13 protein-coding genes and 1 pseudogene are annotated in these 13,550 nt (G+C 68.5%); 7 read left to right on the top strand and 7 right to left on the bottom strand.

What is annotated here, in order from left to right; genetic code table 11:
- The first annotated feature begins 79 nt into the window (after positions 1 to 79).
- A pseudogene (locus AC1DSO_RS18365) lies at positions 80 to 211 on the top strand (hypothetical protein).
- A 2-nt stretch (positions 212 to 213) separates the two neighbouring features.
- On the opposite strand, the gene AC1DSO_RS18370 reads toward AC1DSO_RS18365, so the two are convergent.
- On the bottom strand, positions 214 to 1,845 hold the full coding sequence (locus AC1DSO_RS18370) for an amidohydrolase (RefSeq protein ID WP_477070200.1): 1,632 nt from the start codon (positions 1,843 to 1,845) through the stop codon (positions 214 to 216).
- A gap of 82 nt (positions 1,846 to 1,927) precedes the next feature.
- Here AC1DSO_RS18370 and AC1DSO_RS18375 point away from each other — a divergent pair, with 82 nt between their 5' ends.
- Positions 1,928 to 2,503, top strand: a complete 576-nt coding sequence (locus tag AC1DSO_RS18375) for a methylated-DNA--[protein]-cysteine S-methyltransferase (protein WP_477070201.1) — start codon at positions 1,928 to 1,930, stop codon at positions 2,501 to 2,503.
- Positions 2,504 to 2,917: 414 nt separating this feature from the next.
- Here the strand turns inward: AC1DSO_RS18375 and AC1DSO_RS18380 are convergent, their stop codons facing one another.
- Positions 2,918 to 3,415, bottom strand: a complete 498-nt coding sequence (locus AC1DSO_RS18380) for a DUF3617 domain-containing protein (RefSeq protein WP_477070202.1) — start codon at positions 3,413 to 3,415, stop codon at positions 2,918 to 2,920.
- 266 nt (positions 3,416 to 3,681) lie between these two features.
- Here AC1DSO_RS18380 and rpmB point away from each other — a divergent pair, with 266 nt between their 5' ends.
- From rpmB to AC1DSO_RS18395, 3 genes are all read left to right on the top strand, one after another.
- Positions 3,682 to 3,984 carry a 50S ribosomal protein L28 gene (gene rpmB / locus AC1DSO_RS18385; protein WP_047408390.1) on the top strand — a complete coding sequence of 101 codons (303 nt, stop codon included), beginning with the start codon at positions 3,682 to 3,684 and terminating at the stop codon, positions 3,982 to 3,984.
- 170 nt (positions 3,985 to 4,154) lie between these two features.
- Positions 4,155 to 5,195: a bifunctional nicotinamide-nucleotide adenylyltransferase/Nudix hydroxylase gene (locus tag AC1DSO_RS18390; protein ID WP_477070203.1), complete on the top strand. Its 1,041-nt coding sequence runs from the start codon at positions 4,155 to 4,157 to the stop codon at positions 5,193 to 5,195.
- 72 nt (positions 5,196 to 5,267) lie between these two features.
- Positions 5,268 to 6,656, top strand: a complete 1,389-nt coding sequence (locus AC1DSO_RS18395; protein WP_477070204.1) for a nicotinate phosphoribosyltransferase — start codon at positions 5,268 to 5,270, stop codon at positions 6,654 to 6,656.
- Between the two features lie 69 nt (positions 6,657 to 6,725).
- Here AC1DSO_RS18395 and AC1DSO_RS18400 read toward each other — a convergent pair whose 3' ends face one another.
- The 4 genes from AC1DSO_RS18400 to cobT all read right to left on the bottom strand — a co-directional run bounded on the left by AC1DSO_RS18400 (position 6,726) and on the right by cobT (position 10,826).
- Positions 6,726 to 7,025 carry a hypothetical protein gene (locus AC1DSO_RS18400; RefSeq protein WP_477070205.1) on the bottom strand — a complete coding sequence of 100 codons (300 nt, stop codon included), beginning with the start codon at positions 7,023 to 7,025 and terminating at the stop codon, positions 6,726 to 6,728.
- A 264-nt stretch (positions 7,026 to 7,289) separates the two neighbouring features.
- Positions 7,290 to 7,601, bottom strand: coding sequence for a hypothetical protein (locus tag AC1DSO_RS18405; protein ID WP_477070206.1), 312 nt, complete (start codon positions 7,599 to 7,601; stop codon positions 7,290 to 7,292).
- A 205-nt stretch (positions 7,602 to 7,806) separates the two neighbouring features.
- Entirely contained in the window at positions 7,807 to 8,892 is a 1,086-nt protein-coding gene (locus AC1DSO_RS18410; protein ID WP_477070207.1) for an esterase-like activity of phytase family protein, read from the bottom strand.
- The gene (gene cobT, locus AC1DSO_RS18415; RefSeq protein ID WP_477070208.1) at positions 8,889 to 10,826 is read right to left on the bottom strand and encodes a cobaltochelatase subunit CobT; all 1,938 of its coding nucleotides are present in this window, start codon (positions 10,824 to 10,826) and stop codon (positions 8,889 to 8,891) included. Before cobT ends, AC1DSO_RS18410 begins: the two co-directional genes overlap by 4 nt.
- Before the next feature lie 108 nt (positions 10,827 to 10,934).
- On the opposite strand from cobT, the gene AC1DSO_RS18420 reads away from it, so the two are divergent.
- Entirely contained in the window at positions 10,935 to 11,117 is a 183-nt protein-coding gene (locus AC1DSO_RS18420) for a DUF1328 family protein (protein WP_477070209.1), read from the top strand.
- Positions 11,118 to 11,198: 81 nt separating this feature from the next.
- Here the strand turns inward: AC1DSO_RS18420 and AC1DSO_RS18425 are convergent, their stop codons facing one another.
- Positions 11,199 to 12,395: a DUF3089 domain-containing protein gene (locus AC1DSO_RS18425; RefSeq protein ID WP_477070210.1), complete on the bottom strand. Its 1,197-nt coding sequence runs from the start codon at positions 12,393 to 12,395 to the stop codon at positions 11,199 to 11,201.
- Positions 12,396 to 12,554: 159 nt separating this feature from the next.
- On the opposite strand from AC1DSO_RS18425, the gene AC1DSO_RS18430 reads away from it, so the two are divergent.
- The gene (locus tag AC1DSO_RS18430; protein ID WP_477070211.1) at positions 12,555 to 13,550 is read left to right on the top strand and encodes an IMCp domain-containing protein; all 996 of its coding nucleotides are present in this window, start codon (positions 12,555 to 12,557) and stop codon (positions 13,548 to 13,550) included.

Raw genomic sequence — 13,550 nt, forward strand, 5'->3', positions numbered from 1 at the left:
GAAACACACAAACCATCACGGTCTCCGGGTTCGCCCGGCCGCTCCGTCGCCTCCCCAACCAACTTCAGCGGTGAACCGCGTGAAGCCGATGTCACTTGCCCCCACCTGGCCGCTTCGCGGCCGTCCGCCCCCGGAGGGGGCGGAAGACGCGCGCACAATCCTTCTTCCCCCTCCGGGGGAGGAGCGCCGCAGGCGCGGAGGGGGCCAGTGACGCTACTTCTCGAACACCACCTTGCCGTCCACCACCGTCAGCACCGGCCGGGCCGTCAGGATCGCCTTGGGCTCGACGGTCATCAGGTCCTGGTCGAACGCCGTGACGTCGGCCTTCTTGCCGGCCTCCAGCGTGCCCAGCTCCTTCTCGCGGAACACCGCATAGGCCGGGGCCAGGGTCAGCATCCTCAGGGCCTGGGCGCGGGTGACGGCCTCTTCCAGATGCCAGTCGGCGTTGGCGAAGCCGGTCAGGCTGTGGCGATAGATGGCGGCGTAGAACTCGATGCGCGGGTCCCCGACCTCGACCGGGGCGTCCGAGCCGGCGGCCACGACGACGCCGGCCGTGAGAAAGTCCTTCCAGCGATAGCCCTCGTGCAGGCGGGCCTGGCCCAGGCGGGCGGGGGCGAAATAGAGGTCGCCGATCGCGTGGCTGGGTTGCATCGAGGCGATGACCCCCAGCTTGGCGAAGCGCGGCACGTCGGTGTCGGCGACGATCTGGGCGTGTTCGATGCGCCAGCGGGCGGTCTTGTCGCCGGCCAGGCTTTGCTCGAACCAGTCCAGGGTCATGCGGTTGCCGCGGTCGCCGATGGCATGCATGGCGACCTGGGCCCCGACGGCCTTGGCCTGCTTCATCAGGGCCAGGCCCTTGTCTTGCGGGGTCAGCTGCAATCCGAGCCCTTCAGCATCGCTATAAGGCTCAAGGAGCGCCGCGCCGCGCGAGCCCAGGGCGCCGTCCATATAGAGCTTGATCCCCCGCACCCGGATCAGGCCCGTCGGGTCGACCTGCGGCCCCTTGGCCAGCACCTCGGCCGCGCCGCTGGGGTCCATATAGTTGTCGACCCGGATGTGGAAGCTGCCCTTGGCGGCCTCGTCGCGCAGCAAGGCGAGGTCGTCGGCCGTGACGCTCATATTGGCCAGGCCGGTCCAGCCGCGCGACGCGTACAGCGCCCCGGCCTTGCGCAGGGCCTCGCGCTTCAGGGCCTCGCTGGGCGGCGGGATGACGCCCGCGACCAGGGCCTGGGCGTGGTCGATCAGCATGCCATCCGGAGAGCCGTCGGCGGCCTTCAAGATCTTGCCGCCGGCCGGGTCCGCCGTGGTCGTCATGACTCCGGCCTTGGCCAGGGCGGCGCTGGAGGCGACGCTGGCGTGGCCGTCGGATCGCTCCAGCACGACGATCCGGCCCGGCGCGGCGGCGTCGAGGTCGGTCCGGGTCGGAAAGCGCTTCTCGGGCCAGTGGGTCTCGATCCAGCCGCGGCCAAAGATCGGCCCGTCGGGATGGGCGGCGGCATAGGCCTTCACGGTCGCCACCAGCTCGGCCAGCGACCGGGTCTGGTCCAGATTCAGGGTCAGCTCGCGCAGGCCGATGCCGGTCAGGTGGGCGTGGGCGTCGACGAAGCCCGGATAGGCCGCCGCGCCCTTCAGATCGAGGTCACGGACGTCCTTGGCCGCCTTGGCCTTGGCGGCGGCCAGCGGGCCGACGAACAGGATCCTGTCGTCGCGGATCAGCACCGCCTCGGCGGTCGGGGCGGCCTCGACGCCGGTGTGGATCGGACCGCCGTGGATCAGCAGATCGCCGGCGTGAGCGGCGGTCAGGGAGGTCGCGGCGAAGAGCGCGGCGAGAACGAAACGGCGCAAGAGCGACCTCCAAGCGTAGCAAGAATCGGAAAACGTATGACGCACCCCTCGAAACTCGCAACAGGCCTGCTATTTTTTCCGGATGATCGCCCAGGGTTTCACCCTTTTCGACACCGTGATCGGCCGCTGCGGCCTCGCCTGGGGCGAGCGCGGCCTGATCGGCGTGCAATTGCCGGAAAGCTCGCCGGGCGCGGCCTGGGCGCGGCTGCGGCGGCGCTTTCCCGACGCGGTCGAGGGCGATCCCCCGGCCGAGATCGAGAAGGTCATCGAGCGGATCCGCGACCTGCTGGCCGGCGGCCGGGACGACCTCTCCGACATCCCGCTGGACCTGGGCGAGCAGTCGGCCTTCAACCTGCGGGTTTACGAGATCGCCCGGGCCATCACGCCGGGCGAGGTCTCGACCTATGGCGAGGTGGCCAAGGCCATGGGCGAACCGGGCGCGGCGCGGGCGGTGGGCAAGGCCTTGGGCGAGAACCCCTGGCCGATCGTGGTGCCCTGCCACCGGGTGCTGGCCGCTTCTGGCGGCATGGGCGGCTTCTCGGCTCCCGGCGGCGCCGAGACCAAGGCCCGCCTGCTGACCATCGAGCGAGCCCGGACCAGCGCGACGCCGACGCTGTTCGATCTGGAATTCTCGGTCGCCCCGCCGCGCGGGGGGTAGATGGAGAATCCCTCTCTCATGGAGAGAGGGAGGGGCCCATCGCGCAGCGATGGGAGGGTGAGTGGGTACGCTCTCTCAGAACGAGGCTCTGGCCGGGATGGCGGATAGCCTGGCGGCGACGTGTCCCGAAGAACTCGGAAGACGGAATGAGGATTACCGGCAAGTGGTGAAACCACTCACCCTCCCACCGCCTTTGGCGGCGGGCCCCTCCCTCTCTCTAAGAGAGAGGGGTTCGACGTTCGATCCCTCCGCCAACCCCGATTAACAGGTGCTAACGCGCGGCCGAACAGGGGCGAAACGAATCAGGACCGAATCGGCGACGTCGGCCAATTCAGTGTTTGTTCCCTACAAGCTATTGTAGCTTAAAGCGGATTAACCACAAATCGGTTTCCCCGAGGACCTTGGTGACGGCGTCTATTTCGCCGCCGTTTCGCCCGTCTTCTCTTCGGGCGGGCACTCGGCGGAGATCCGCTTGGCGTTCATGCTGCCGGCCAGGTTCATGCCGCTGATCGTCTTGATGTGGATGTCCATCTTGAAGCTCTCGGGCGCGTAGACGCCCTCGGCCGAGACCGGCGAGACGCGGTCCTTCTTGTCGGTCCAGGTGCCCTTCAGCTGGATCTTGCCGTCCTTGACGACATTGGTCGTGTAGTCGCAGCGATAGCGGCGGGTGCAGATGCCGCGCGAGAACTGCTCGGCGTCGGCGGGCTTGAGGCACTTGGTCTCGCTGCTGACCGGGATGACGCCGATCTTGTAATCGTACTCCCAGTGGCCGGGGAGGATCGTCGCCTTGGTTCCCCCTTGGGCGGCGCCATGGGCTGGCGTGCGCACCACCGGCTGGGCCAGGCTGAAACCGGCCAGGGCGACGCCGGCGGCGAGCGCCAGGGCGGAAGCGGCGAGGGTGGTCGAACGCATACGACGGGTCTCCTTCATGCGGCCTATATATAGAGCGCCAAATGAACCGTGCTTGAAGGCGGGGGTGAGGCGCGGGGTTGCTTCGCGGCCGCGGGAGAACATCGGCGCGGCGGGCCAGACCAGCCTTGACTCAGGGGGGAGCCTTCGCCTATATCGCCCGCTCTCGCGCGGTCGGCCTGGTCCAACCGTGTGCCCGAATTCATATCTTATGCGGGGCCAGGTTCTTTGTTGAGCCAGACGGCTTCGCCCAAGCCAAGGTAATCACTATGTCGCGCCGTTGCGAACTTACCGGTATCGGTCCGATGGTCGGCCACAATGTGAGCCACTCGAACATCAAGACCAAGCGCCGCTTCCTGCCGGCCCTGTCGCCCGCCACGCTCCAGTCGGAGTCGCTGGGCCAGAGCTTCAGGCTGCGGATCAGCAACGCGGCCCTGCGCACGCTCGACTTCAAGGGCGGCCTGGACGTGTTCCTGCTGGGCGCCAAGGACGAGCAGCTGTCGCCGCGCGCCCTGAAGATCAAGTCGCAGGTCAAGGCCAAGGCCAAGGCCGCCGTCCAAGCCGCCGCCTAAGGCTCGACGGTTCTCGACTGAACAAAAAGCCCGCCGGGATCGCTCCCGGCGGGCTTTTCGTCGTTTCCGGTCCGAGGAACGCCCTCGCGCTTGACAATAGCTTATGCTCAAAGTTAGCATAAGTTCGTCGCTGGATAGACCGGCGGCGTCAACCAGCGTGGGGGAGCCTCATGCGCTACGACTATCTCGTCCTGATCGGACGCTTCCAGCCGTTCCACAACGGCCACTTCGCGGTGCTGAGCCATGCGCTCCGCCTGGCCGACAAGGTCATCGTCCTGGTCGGCAGCGCCGGCCAGCCGCGCACCATCCGCAATCCGTTCAACGCCAGCGAGCGGGCCGTCATGATCCGCGCCGCCGCCGAGGATCAGGCCGGTCGCCTGATCGTCAAGCCGCTCCGCGACCACCTCTATAGCGAAACCCTCTGGGTCGCCGACGTCCAGCGCCTGGTGGCGGAGGCCCTCGAGGCCGACGGCGCCGGACCGGAGGCCCGCGTGGGGCTGATCGGTCGCGACAAGGATGGCGCGACCGGGGCCTATCTGGCCGCCTTCCCCCAATGGCCTCTGGTCGATGTGCAGCACGCCGAGGTGCTCTCGGCGACCGAATTGCGGACCTGGCTGTTCTCCGGCGAGACCGGCGCTCTGCGGCTGGTCGAGGCGAACGTGCCCTCGCCGGTGTTCGGCATGCTGGAGGCCTTCCGCGCCGGCTCGCCGGCCTACGCCCAGCTGGCTCGCGAGGACGCCTTCATCCGCACCTATCGGCAGAGCTGGGCGGCTGCGCCCTATCCGCCGACCTTCGTCACCGCCGACGCCGTGGTCGTCCATTCCGGGCACGTGCTGCTGGTTCGTCGTCGCGCCGAGCCGGGCAAGGGGCTGTGGGCGCTGCCCGGCGGGTTCGTGAACCAGGAGGAAACCGTGCTGGAGGCGGCGATCCGCGAGCTGCACGAGGAGACCCGTCTCAAGGTTCCGCCGGCGGTGCTGCGCGGCTCGATCAAGGCCCGCCAGGTCTTCGACTATCCCGGCCGCTCGCTGCGCGGGCGGACGATCACCCACGCCGTCCATTTCGACTTCCCGGCCGGCGAGCTGCCCAAGATCCGCGCCGCCGATGACGCCGACCGCGTGCGGTGGGCGCCGATCAGCGAGGCGATGCTGATGGAGGAGCAATTCTTCGAGGACCACTTCCACATCCTCGAACACTTCGTCGGCGGCGCCTGAGCGCCGCATCAAAACCTGTCATGCCATCCCGATAGACGGGGCGGCCGTCCCCCGCGCGAAGGAGCTTCCGCGATGTTCGACAATCCGATCCTCGACACCGACAGCTACAAGGCCAGCCACTGGCTGCAGTATCCGCCCGGGACGACCGGCGCCTTCTCGTACGTCGAGAGCCGGGGCGGGCGCTACGACCGCACCGTCTTCTTTGGCCTGCAGGCGATCCTGAAGACGCGGCTGGCGACGCCGGTCACCCACGCCATGGTCGACGAGGCCACCGAGCTGCTGGCCTTGCACGGCGAGCCGTTCAACGAAGCCGGCTGGCGGCGGATCGTCGATGTCCACGGCGGGCGCCTGCCGGTTCGGATCCGCGCCGTGCCCGAAGGGACCGTCGTGCCGACCCATCAGGCGCTGATGACGATCGAGAACACCGATCCCGAATGCTTCTGGCTGCCGTCCTACCTGGAAACCCTGCTGCTGCGGGTTTGGTACCCGGTCACGGTCGCCACGATCAGCTGGCAGGTGAAGCAGACGCTTCGCGCGGCCCTGGAAAAGACCAGCGACAACGCAGCCGCCGAACTGCCGTTCAAGCTGCACGACTTCGGCGCGCGGGGTGTTTCCAGCCAGGAATCGGCGGCCCTGGGCGGCCTGGCCCACTTGGTGAACTTCCAGGGCAGCGACACCCTGAGCGCCGTGCTGGGCGGCCGCGCCTGGTACGGCGAGCCGATGGCGGCATTCTCCATTCCCGCCGCCGAACACAGCACGATCACCAGCTGGGGGCGCGACGGCGAGGTCGAGGCTTATCGCAACATGCTGGCGCGGTTCGGCAAGCCGGGCGGACTGTTCTCGGTGGTGTCCGACAGCTACGACCTGTTCAACGCGGTCCGGAACCTGTGGGGCGGGGCGTTGCGCAAGGCGGTGGTCGACAGTGGGGCGACCCTGGTGGTCCGTCCTGACTCTGGCGATCCGGTGACCATCGTCGCCGAGACCCTGCGCCTGCTGGACGAGACCTTCGGCTCCACCGTGAACAGCAAGGGCTACAAGGTGCTGAATCATGTGCGGGTCATCCAGGGCGACGGCGTCAACCCGGTGAGCATCGCCGCGATCCTCGACCGGATCGTCGCCGATGGCTTCAGCGCCGAGAACCTGGCCTTCGGCATGGGGGGCGGCCTGCTGCAACAGCTGGACCGTGACACCCAGAAGTTCGCGCTGAAGTGTTCGGCCGCCAAGGTCGATGGCCGCTGGATCGACGTCAGCAAGGATCCGGTGACCGACCCGGGCAAGCGCAGCAAGGCCGGCCGGCTGATGCTGTTGACCGATGGGGCGGGCGGCTATCGCACCGTGGCCGCGCCCGAGGGCTTCACGCCCGAGCCGGGTTGGCGCGACGCCATGGTCACGGTTTGGGAGGACGGTCGCTTGTCGGTCGACCAGACCCTGGCCGAGATCCGCGCCCGCAGCGAGGCCTGAGCCCGGCAAAGCAAAACCCGCCGCGACTAAGCCGCGGCGGGTTTGAAAAGCTTGGTGCTCTAGAGTCGCTTAGCGCGCGACGACGGCGCCCGACGACGGGTTGGCCGTGTTGTAGGCGCTCAGGGCCGGGTTGTTGATCTTGGCCACGGCGTCATTGACCGAGGCGCGGATGCAGGCCGGGTACAGATAGCCGGCGAGGGCTTCGCCACGGACGTCCTGCCAGCACACGGTCGAGGCGGCCTTGACGATGTCGGCGCGGACTTCGGCGGCCGACTTGCCGGCGACCTTGACGCGCATTTCGGCGGCCGAGGCGGGGGCGGCGGCGAACAGAGCGATGGCCGAGGCGGCCAGAACGATGGAGCGGATCATCTCGATTGTCCCGAAAGAGGGTTGTGAGCAACCCCCTCCAGACGCGTTCCCCTGACGGTCCGTTTCCGGTCTGTCGCCTGTTTGGCCGTCCCGTTGCATATAGCAACGTTCTATTGAGTTATCAATGGTTATGTTGCAATGCGTCCTTCGCGTGCAAAATAGAAGGTTCGCGCGCGAACAACCGATTGCAGGGTCTGGAGCAGGCACGAAAAAGCCCGCGAAACCAAAGTCTCGCGGGCTTAATTTCGGATCTTCGACCGCGGATTAGCGGCTGGCGACGCGCATGAAATAGACGCTGCGGCCTTGGGCCTTGTCGTAGGCGACCAGGTCACGGCTGTTGGTGCGGCTGATGGCTTCACGGGCCACTTCGCGGACGCAGTAGGGGGCGATGTCGGCGGCGTACGGATTGCCGCTCAGGTCGTCCGCGCAGATCTGCTTGGCGGCGTTGACGATGTCGGCGTGTACCGCGGGCGTAGCGCGGCCGGCGACCTTGACGGTGATTTCACCGGCGCTGGCCGAGGTGGCGGCGGCGGTGGCCATCAGGGCGCTGATGGCGATAACGAGCAGACGGATCATTTTGATAGTCCTGAAAAGGAGGTTGGATTCAACCGCCTCCAGGTGCGTTCCTCTGACGGCCCCGGGTTCTCGCCTCGTCGTCCGTCGAGGTCATGGCTACATGTTACCGGTACCTATTGCAAGTGCGAAGTTGCGATTCTGGGAAAAAATATCAATACAATCACATAGTTACCAACGATATGGTCTCGTTCGCAACGAAACGGCCTTAGCGCCTGCGAACGGGGCGCTTCTTCACTGGCGCGGGCATCGGCTGCGGCAGGGGCTGCGGCGTCCAGTCGAAGGCCAGCAACAGGGTGCGTTGTTTGCCGATCGCGCCGTCGTCCGACAGCAGATAGAGCCGCGTGCCGCCGGTGGGCGAGCGGGTCAGGGCCAGGCCCTCGAAATTGTCGCGCGGCGCGGCGCCGTCGATGTGCAGGGCGGCGGTCGTGCGCTGCTGGGCGAGGGGCTTGGTCGGATCGGAGATGAAGCGCACCACGGCTCGCCAGCCGCGGACTGGGTCGAAGCCGCGATGCAGGGTGCCGACCGCCGTTCCCTCGAAGGGCGCGAAGCTGGTCAGGCCCCAGGTAAAGTCCGGGCCCGACTGCGGCGGCAGCGACTTGCAGTCGGCCGACAGGCGGCACAGCCACACCTCGCCCTCCTCACCGCCGACCAGATAGGCGTCGGGGCCGGCGGCGGGATAGGCCGACAGCGCCTCCATGCCTTCGTTGTCCGGGAACACGGTGGCCGGCTTGGGCGCGGGGCGGGGCGTTCCCCAGGTCCCGCCCGGCTGGGCCGGATAGAGCCAGATGCGGTGATTGCCTTCGAAGCTGACCAGGCGGTCGCCGTTGGCCAGCACAGCCAGACCCTCGGCGTCGCTCTCGCGCTTGCCTTGCAGCGGCTGGCCGTTGAGGCCGATCAGGGGGCGCAGCTTGCCGTCGGTCAGGCCGACCAGCCGGCCGGCTTGGTCCAGCTGGAGCCGGGCCTCGAACAGGTCGCCCTCGTCGCTGATCGCCATCAGTTGGCCGCCCGCCCCGACCGCCAGGTCAGAGAGGCCATGCAGGCGCGTGGTGTCGGCGCTGGTCAGGACCAGGCCGCCGGCATAGGCGAAGCCGCCCTCCAGCGTCGTCTTGGCGGGGTTGGCGGGGTCCAGCGGCACGGGCGTGGCGGTCACGCCGATCTCGGGCCCGGCCTTCACGGGCGCGGCGGGTGTGGCCGCCACCACCGGCAGCGGCTTGCGCGGCGTGCACTGGGTGGCGAAGCCGCTCAGGCCGCCGATCATCGACAGGGCGAGGGCCGAGCGCAGTCCGATCACGCCGGGACCTTGGCCGCTTTGGGAGACTTGCCGGCCTGGGGCGTGACGACCGGCGGCGGGGCCAGCAGGCCGCGCGCGCGCATCACGGCGCGAGGCTCCTCCTCGAACAGGGCGGCCAGCTGCTCGACCAGAACGCCGCCAAGTTGTTCGACGTCGACGATGGTGACGGCGCGGCGATAGTAGCGGGTGACGTCGTGGCCGATGCCGATGGCGATCAGCTCGACCGGGCTCCTGCCCTCGATCTCGGCGATGACCTGGCGCAAGTGGCGCTCCAGATAGTGGCCCGAATTGACGCTCAAGGTGCTGTCGTCCACCGGCGCGCCGTCGGAGATCACCATCAGAATGCGGCGGGCTTCGGGCCGACCGATCAGGCGCTGGTGAGCCCACATCAGGGCCTCGCCGTCGATGTTTTCCTTCAGCAGGCCCTCGCGCATCATCAGGCCCAGGTTCTTTCGGGCCCGGCGCCACGGCGAGTCGGCGGCCTTGTAGATGATGTGGCGCAGGTCGTTCAGGCGGCCTGGGGCGCCCGGCTTGCCGGCCTTGATCCACTCGTCGCGGCTGGTCCCGCCCTTCCAGGCCCGGGTGGTGAAGCCCAGCACCTCGGTCTTGACCCCGCAGCGCTCCAGGGTGCGCGCCAGGATGTCGGCGCAGATCGCCGCCACCATGATCGGACGCCCGCGCATCGAGCCGGAATTGTCGATCAACAGGGTCACGACCGTGTCGCGGAACTCCTGGTCCTCCTCCTGCTTGAAGGACAGCGGCGCGGTCGGGTCGATGATCACCCGCGTCAGGCGGGCGACGTCCAGCATCCCTTCCTCGAGGTCGAAGGTCCAGGCGCGGTTCTGCTGGGCCAGCAGGCGGCGCTGCAACTTGTTGGCCAGGCGCGAGACCACGCTGGAGAGGGCCGACAGCTGCTGGTCCAGATAGGCCCGCAGCCGCGTCAGCTCCTCGGCGTCGCAAAGGTCCTCGGCCGGGACGATCTCGTCGTGGGCCGTGGTGAAGATCTTGTAGAGCGGCTCGCCGCCTTGCAACGGGCCGGTGTCGGGTCGGGCGGGCTTGGCGCCGTCGCCCATGTCCGGATTCTCGTCGCTCTCCTCGACCTCGCCGTCCTGATCGGACTGGACCATCTCCTCGTCGCCGGCCTCGGTCTCGCGGTCCGAGGATTCGCTTTCCTGCGGCGAGGAGCCCTCGGGCTGTTCGCCTTCGCCCTCACCTTGGTCCTCGTCGGAGTTCTCGGTCGGGCTTTCGTCCTCGTTGCCGTCGTCCTCGTCGGCGCTCTCGGTGGCGTCGGACATCTCCTCGCCGAGGTCGAGGTCGCGGAGGATCTCGCGGGTCACCCGGGCGAAGGCGGCCTGGTTGTCGATGGCCGCGGCCAAGCGGTCCAGGTCCTTGCCGGCCTTCATCTCGATGTCGTTGCGCAGGATGTCGACCAGGGCCTTGGCCCCATCGGGTGGCGCGTCGCCGGTCAGGCGCTCGCGCACCATCAGGCCCAGGATCTCGGCCATCGGGGCGGACTGGCGGTCGGTGGCGACGGCGCGGGTCAGGCCCTGCTTTTCCAGCCGGGCCTCAAGGGCGGCGGTGAGGTTCAGACGCACCCCGCCCAGAGCGTTGGCGCCGATGGCTTCCAGGCGGGCCTGCTCGATCGACTCGAACGCGGCCTGGCCGTCGGGCGAGGCCGGGCGGGCGCGGGCGTGGGCCATCGGATCGTGGTGCGCCAGGCGCAGGGCCATCTGGTCGGCCAGGCCGCGGATGCGGGCGGCCTCGCGGCTGTTCAGATCGCGCGGCGGATGCGGCAGGATCGCCCGATTGCCCAGAAGCTGCGGGCCGTCGCCCGAGAACACGACCTCCAGGTCCGGGGTCTCGGCGAGCGAGCGCGCGGCGTGCGCCAGCGCGCGCTTGAAGGGTTCGGTCGGGCTTTCGGGCTTGGAGGCCATGGCGTCTGGGTTAGCCGCGCCGGGCGGCGAAAACAAGGAACGGCGTGCGTCGACGGGGCGTTGAATTTTGCAACGACGCCTTTCGTGTGTCCTTGGAGGGAAACCAGCATGCTCAAGTGGGCCATCATCCTCGCCATCGTCGCCCTAATCGCCGGCGGGCTCGGCTTCACGGGTGTCGCCGGCGCCGCGGCCGGGATCGCCAAGATCCTGTTCTTCCTGTTCCTGCTCGGCTTCGTGATCGTGATGGTGCTGGGCGTGACCGTGTTCAAGGCGGCGGCCGGCCCGAAATAGCCACCCTTCGCCTTGCGCGGGCCGGAGCGGATGTCGACCCGCCGCCGGCTTGAAAACGGCGCTAGGACCCGTGGGTGGGTCCTAGCGTCCCGCGTAGGCCTTGGCCTGCCGGTCGACCAGAGCATTCAGGTCGCCCATCGTCAGGTTCACGTCGATCAGGTGCAGACCCCAGTCCTTCAGGACATTGCCGCCCACCACCACGTCGCCGGTGATCTCGTCCGTGCGCGGATCGGCCGGGTCGGCGTTCACCTTGACCGCCAGATAGGTGAAGTCGCCCTCGCTGACGCAGCGCGCCGAGATCAGGCCGGGCAGGGACACGAACGGCGTCGAGACCGTCAGATCCTTGGCGAACGGCTTGGGCGGCTGGCCTGACACGGCGCCGAAGCCCTTGCTGCTCAGATAGGAATGCAGGATCGCTTCCTCGCCCGAGGCCTTGCCGGCCAGCAGGGCGGCCGGGTTCACGCAGCCGGCGCGGCGGCCCTGGTCGTCGGTCTTGCCAAAGCGGCTGTTGGCCGGCGGCGGGCTGGTCTCGCGGAACGAGACGTAGGTGACCATGCAGCCGGCCTGGTCGGCCTTCACGCACAGCGGGATCGAGCCGAAGCTCCCCTTGGCGTCCACCGGGGCGTTCATGCCCAGCACCAGGGCCGAGATCATCTGTTTCTGGGCCGGCTTGCCGTCGATCTCGTTCTTCAGGAGATCCAGCAGCATCCGCGCGCCCTGGCTGTGGCCCATCAGGACCACGCCCCTGCTCTTGCCATTGGGCCCTTTGTTCTCGTGGGTCAGGTACCAGTTCCAGGCGTCGCGCACGTCGCCATAGGCCAGGGCGCCGTCGCCCGGAGAGGGACGGCCCATCATCACCGCGCGCAGCGCCGCCAGGGTCACCTGACGGTACATTGGCGCGAAGACGCGGCACCTAGACCCGAACCGGGCTAGCTGCTGCTCGACCACCCGCCGCTCGGCGTCGTCGATCACCATGTCGCTGTTGCCGCCCGGATCGGTCGAGACGGTCGGATAGATATAGAAGCAGTCGTAGGCGGCGTTGGCGGCGGGCTCGAAGGCCTCGGTCGCGGTCTTGCCGTCGGCCTGGACGATGGTCGTGGTCTGGTCGACCGCGCAGGCGTCCTGGCGACCCGGCAGGCATAGCCAGTTCTCGGTCTTGCCGTAGTCGTTAGGCGCGGCCGGGGCGGCGGGCGCCTGGGCGCGGGCCACGGTCGTCAGCGCCAGGCCCGCGGTCAGGCCCAAGGCGGCCAAGGCCTTGCCAGTAAGAAGCTTCGCCATCTTCGTCTCCCCGATGCGTCCGAACGCTTGTTTGGCGCGGAGCATGGCCAAAAGAACGGCGATCGCCAAGAGGGACCGGACGGTTTTGGCCCACGGGTTGCGAGGACAACCTCGAGCTGTCCCGCCCTGGGACGGCAAAGCTTTGTATCGAGGTGGGTGATGAACCTCAGGATTCTTCTGATCGCCGGCGCCACGGCGGCTTTCGCGGGCGGGGCGCTGGTTTCGCCCGTGCTGGCCGACGGCTTCCCGGGCGCGCCCGTCCGCGCGCACGCCCCGGCCCATGTTTCGAAACGACCCAAGCCGCGGGTGAAGGTCGTCTATGTCGACCGCCCGGTCGTCGTCGAAAAGCGCGTGCCGGTCTATGTCGACCATCCGGTGACCGTCGAGAAGATCGTGGAGAGGCCCGTCATCGTCGAGCGTCCTGTGGTCGTCGAGAAGCGCATCGAGGTGCCGGTCGAAAAGCTGGTCGAGGTCCCGGTGGACCGCATCGTCGAGAAGCGGGTCTATGTCGACCGCCCTGTCGATCGGATCGTCGAAAAGCGCATCGAGGTGCCGGTCGATCGGATCGTGGAGAAGCGGGTCTATGTCAATCGTCCCGTCGACCGCATCATCGAGAAGCGTGTCGAGGTGCCGGTCGAGCGGATCGTCGAGCGGCCCGTCTATATCGACCGCACGGTCCGCGTGGATCGCGCGCCGCTGGTTCGCGACTGCGACTGCGGCCCGCGTCGCGGCTATCGCGACTATCGCGGTGGCGCGGCGGTCGAGTCCTATGAGGAAAGCTACGAGTCCGAGAGCTCGCGCTACGAGGAGAGCAGCGAGAGTTCCTACTACGGCGCCTCGGGGTACTCATCCGGCTCGCGCTATGGCGTTGGCGGCGGCTGGAACCCCCATGCCGAACCGGCCAGCGCCTGGGGCTATGTCGCTCCGCCCCCGCTGCCGATGGGCTATGTCGGCCGCGCGTCCGGCGGGCGTGGCGGCGGCTATGGCGGCGTCGGCCTGATCGGCGGCGGCGGCTGGGCCGGCGGCCATGCCAGCGGTTCGGCGTCGAGCGCGGCGTCAGCCTCGGCTTCTGCGTCCAGCGCGGTCCATGTCGGCGGCGGCTATTCGGGTGGCGGCGGCTGCGGCGGTTGCGGCGGCGGCGGCAAACACCACTAG

The sequence above is a fragment of the Caulobacter sp. P4_E5 genome (assembly GCF_056401555.1).

What these genes read in the sequence shown, in the direction of transcription:
- AC1DSO_RS18375 (WP_477070201.1), top strand. Translation starts at nt 1,928, where the DNA reads ATGATCGCCCAGGGTTTCACCCTTTTCGACACCGTGATCGGCCGCTGC.
- AC1DSO_RS18380 (WP_477070202.1), bottom strand. Translation starts at nt 3,415, where the DNA reads ATGCGTTCGACCACCCTCGCCGCTTCCGCCCTGGCGCTCGCCGCCGGC.
- rpmB (WP_047408390.1), top strand. Translation starts at nt 3,682, where the DNA reads ATGTCGCGCCGTTGCGAACTTACCGGTATCGGTCCGATGGTCGGCCAC.
- AC1DSO_RS18390 (WP_477070203.1), top strand. Translation starts at nt 4,155, where the DNA reads ATGCGCTACGACTATCTCGTCCTGATCGGACGCTTCCAGCCGTTCCAC.
- AC1DSO_RS18395 (WP_477070204.1), top strand. Translation starts at nt 5,268, where the DNA reads ATGTTCGACAATCCGATCCTCGACACCGACAGCTACAAGGCCAGCCAC.
- AC1DSO_RS18400 (WP_477070205.1), bottom strand. Translation starts at nt 7,025, where the DNA reads ATGATCCGCTCCATCGTTCTGGCCGCCTCGGCCATCGCTCTGTTCGCC.
- AC1DSO_RS18405 (WP_477070206.1), bottom strand. Translation starts at nt 7,601, where the DNA reads ATGATCCGTCTGCTCGTTATCGCCATCAGCGCCCTGATGGCCACCGCC.
- cobT (WP_477070208.1), bottom strand. Translation starts at nt 10,826, where the DNA reads ATGGCCTCCAAGCCCGAAAGCCCGACCGAACCCTTCAAGCGCGCGCTG.
- AC1DSO_RS18420 (WP_477070209.1), top strand. Translation starts at nt 10,935, where the DNA reads ATGCTCAAGTGGGCCATCATCCTCGCCATCGTCGCCCTAATCGCCGGC.
- AC1DSO_RS18425 (WP_477070210.1), bottom strand. Translation starts at nt 12,395, where the DNA reads ATGGCGAAGCTTCTTACTGGCAAGGCCTTGGCCGCCTTGGGCCTGACC.
- AC1DSO_RS18430 (WP_477070211.1), top strand. Translation starts at nt 12,555, where the DNA reads ATGAACCTCAGGATTCTTCTGATCGCCGGCGCCACGGCGGCTTTCGCG.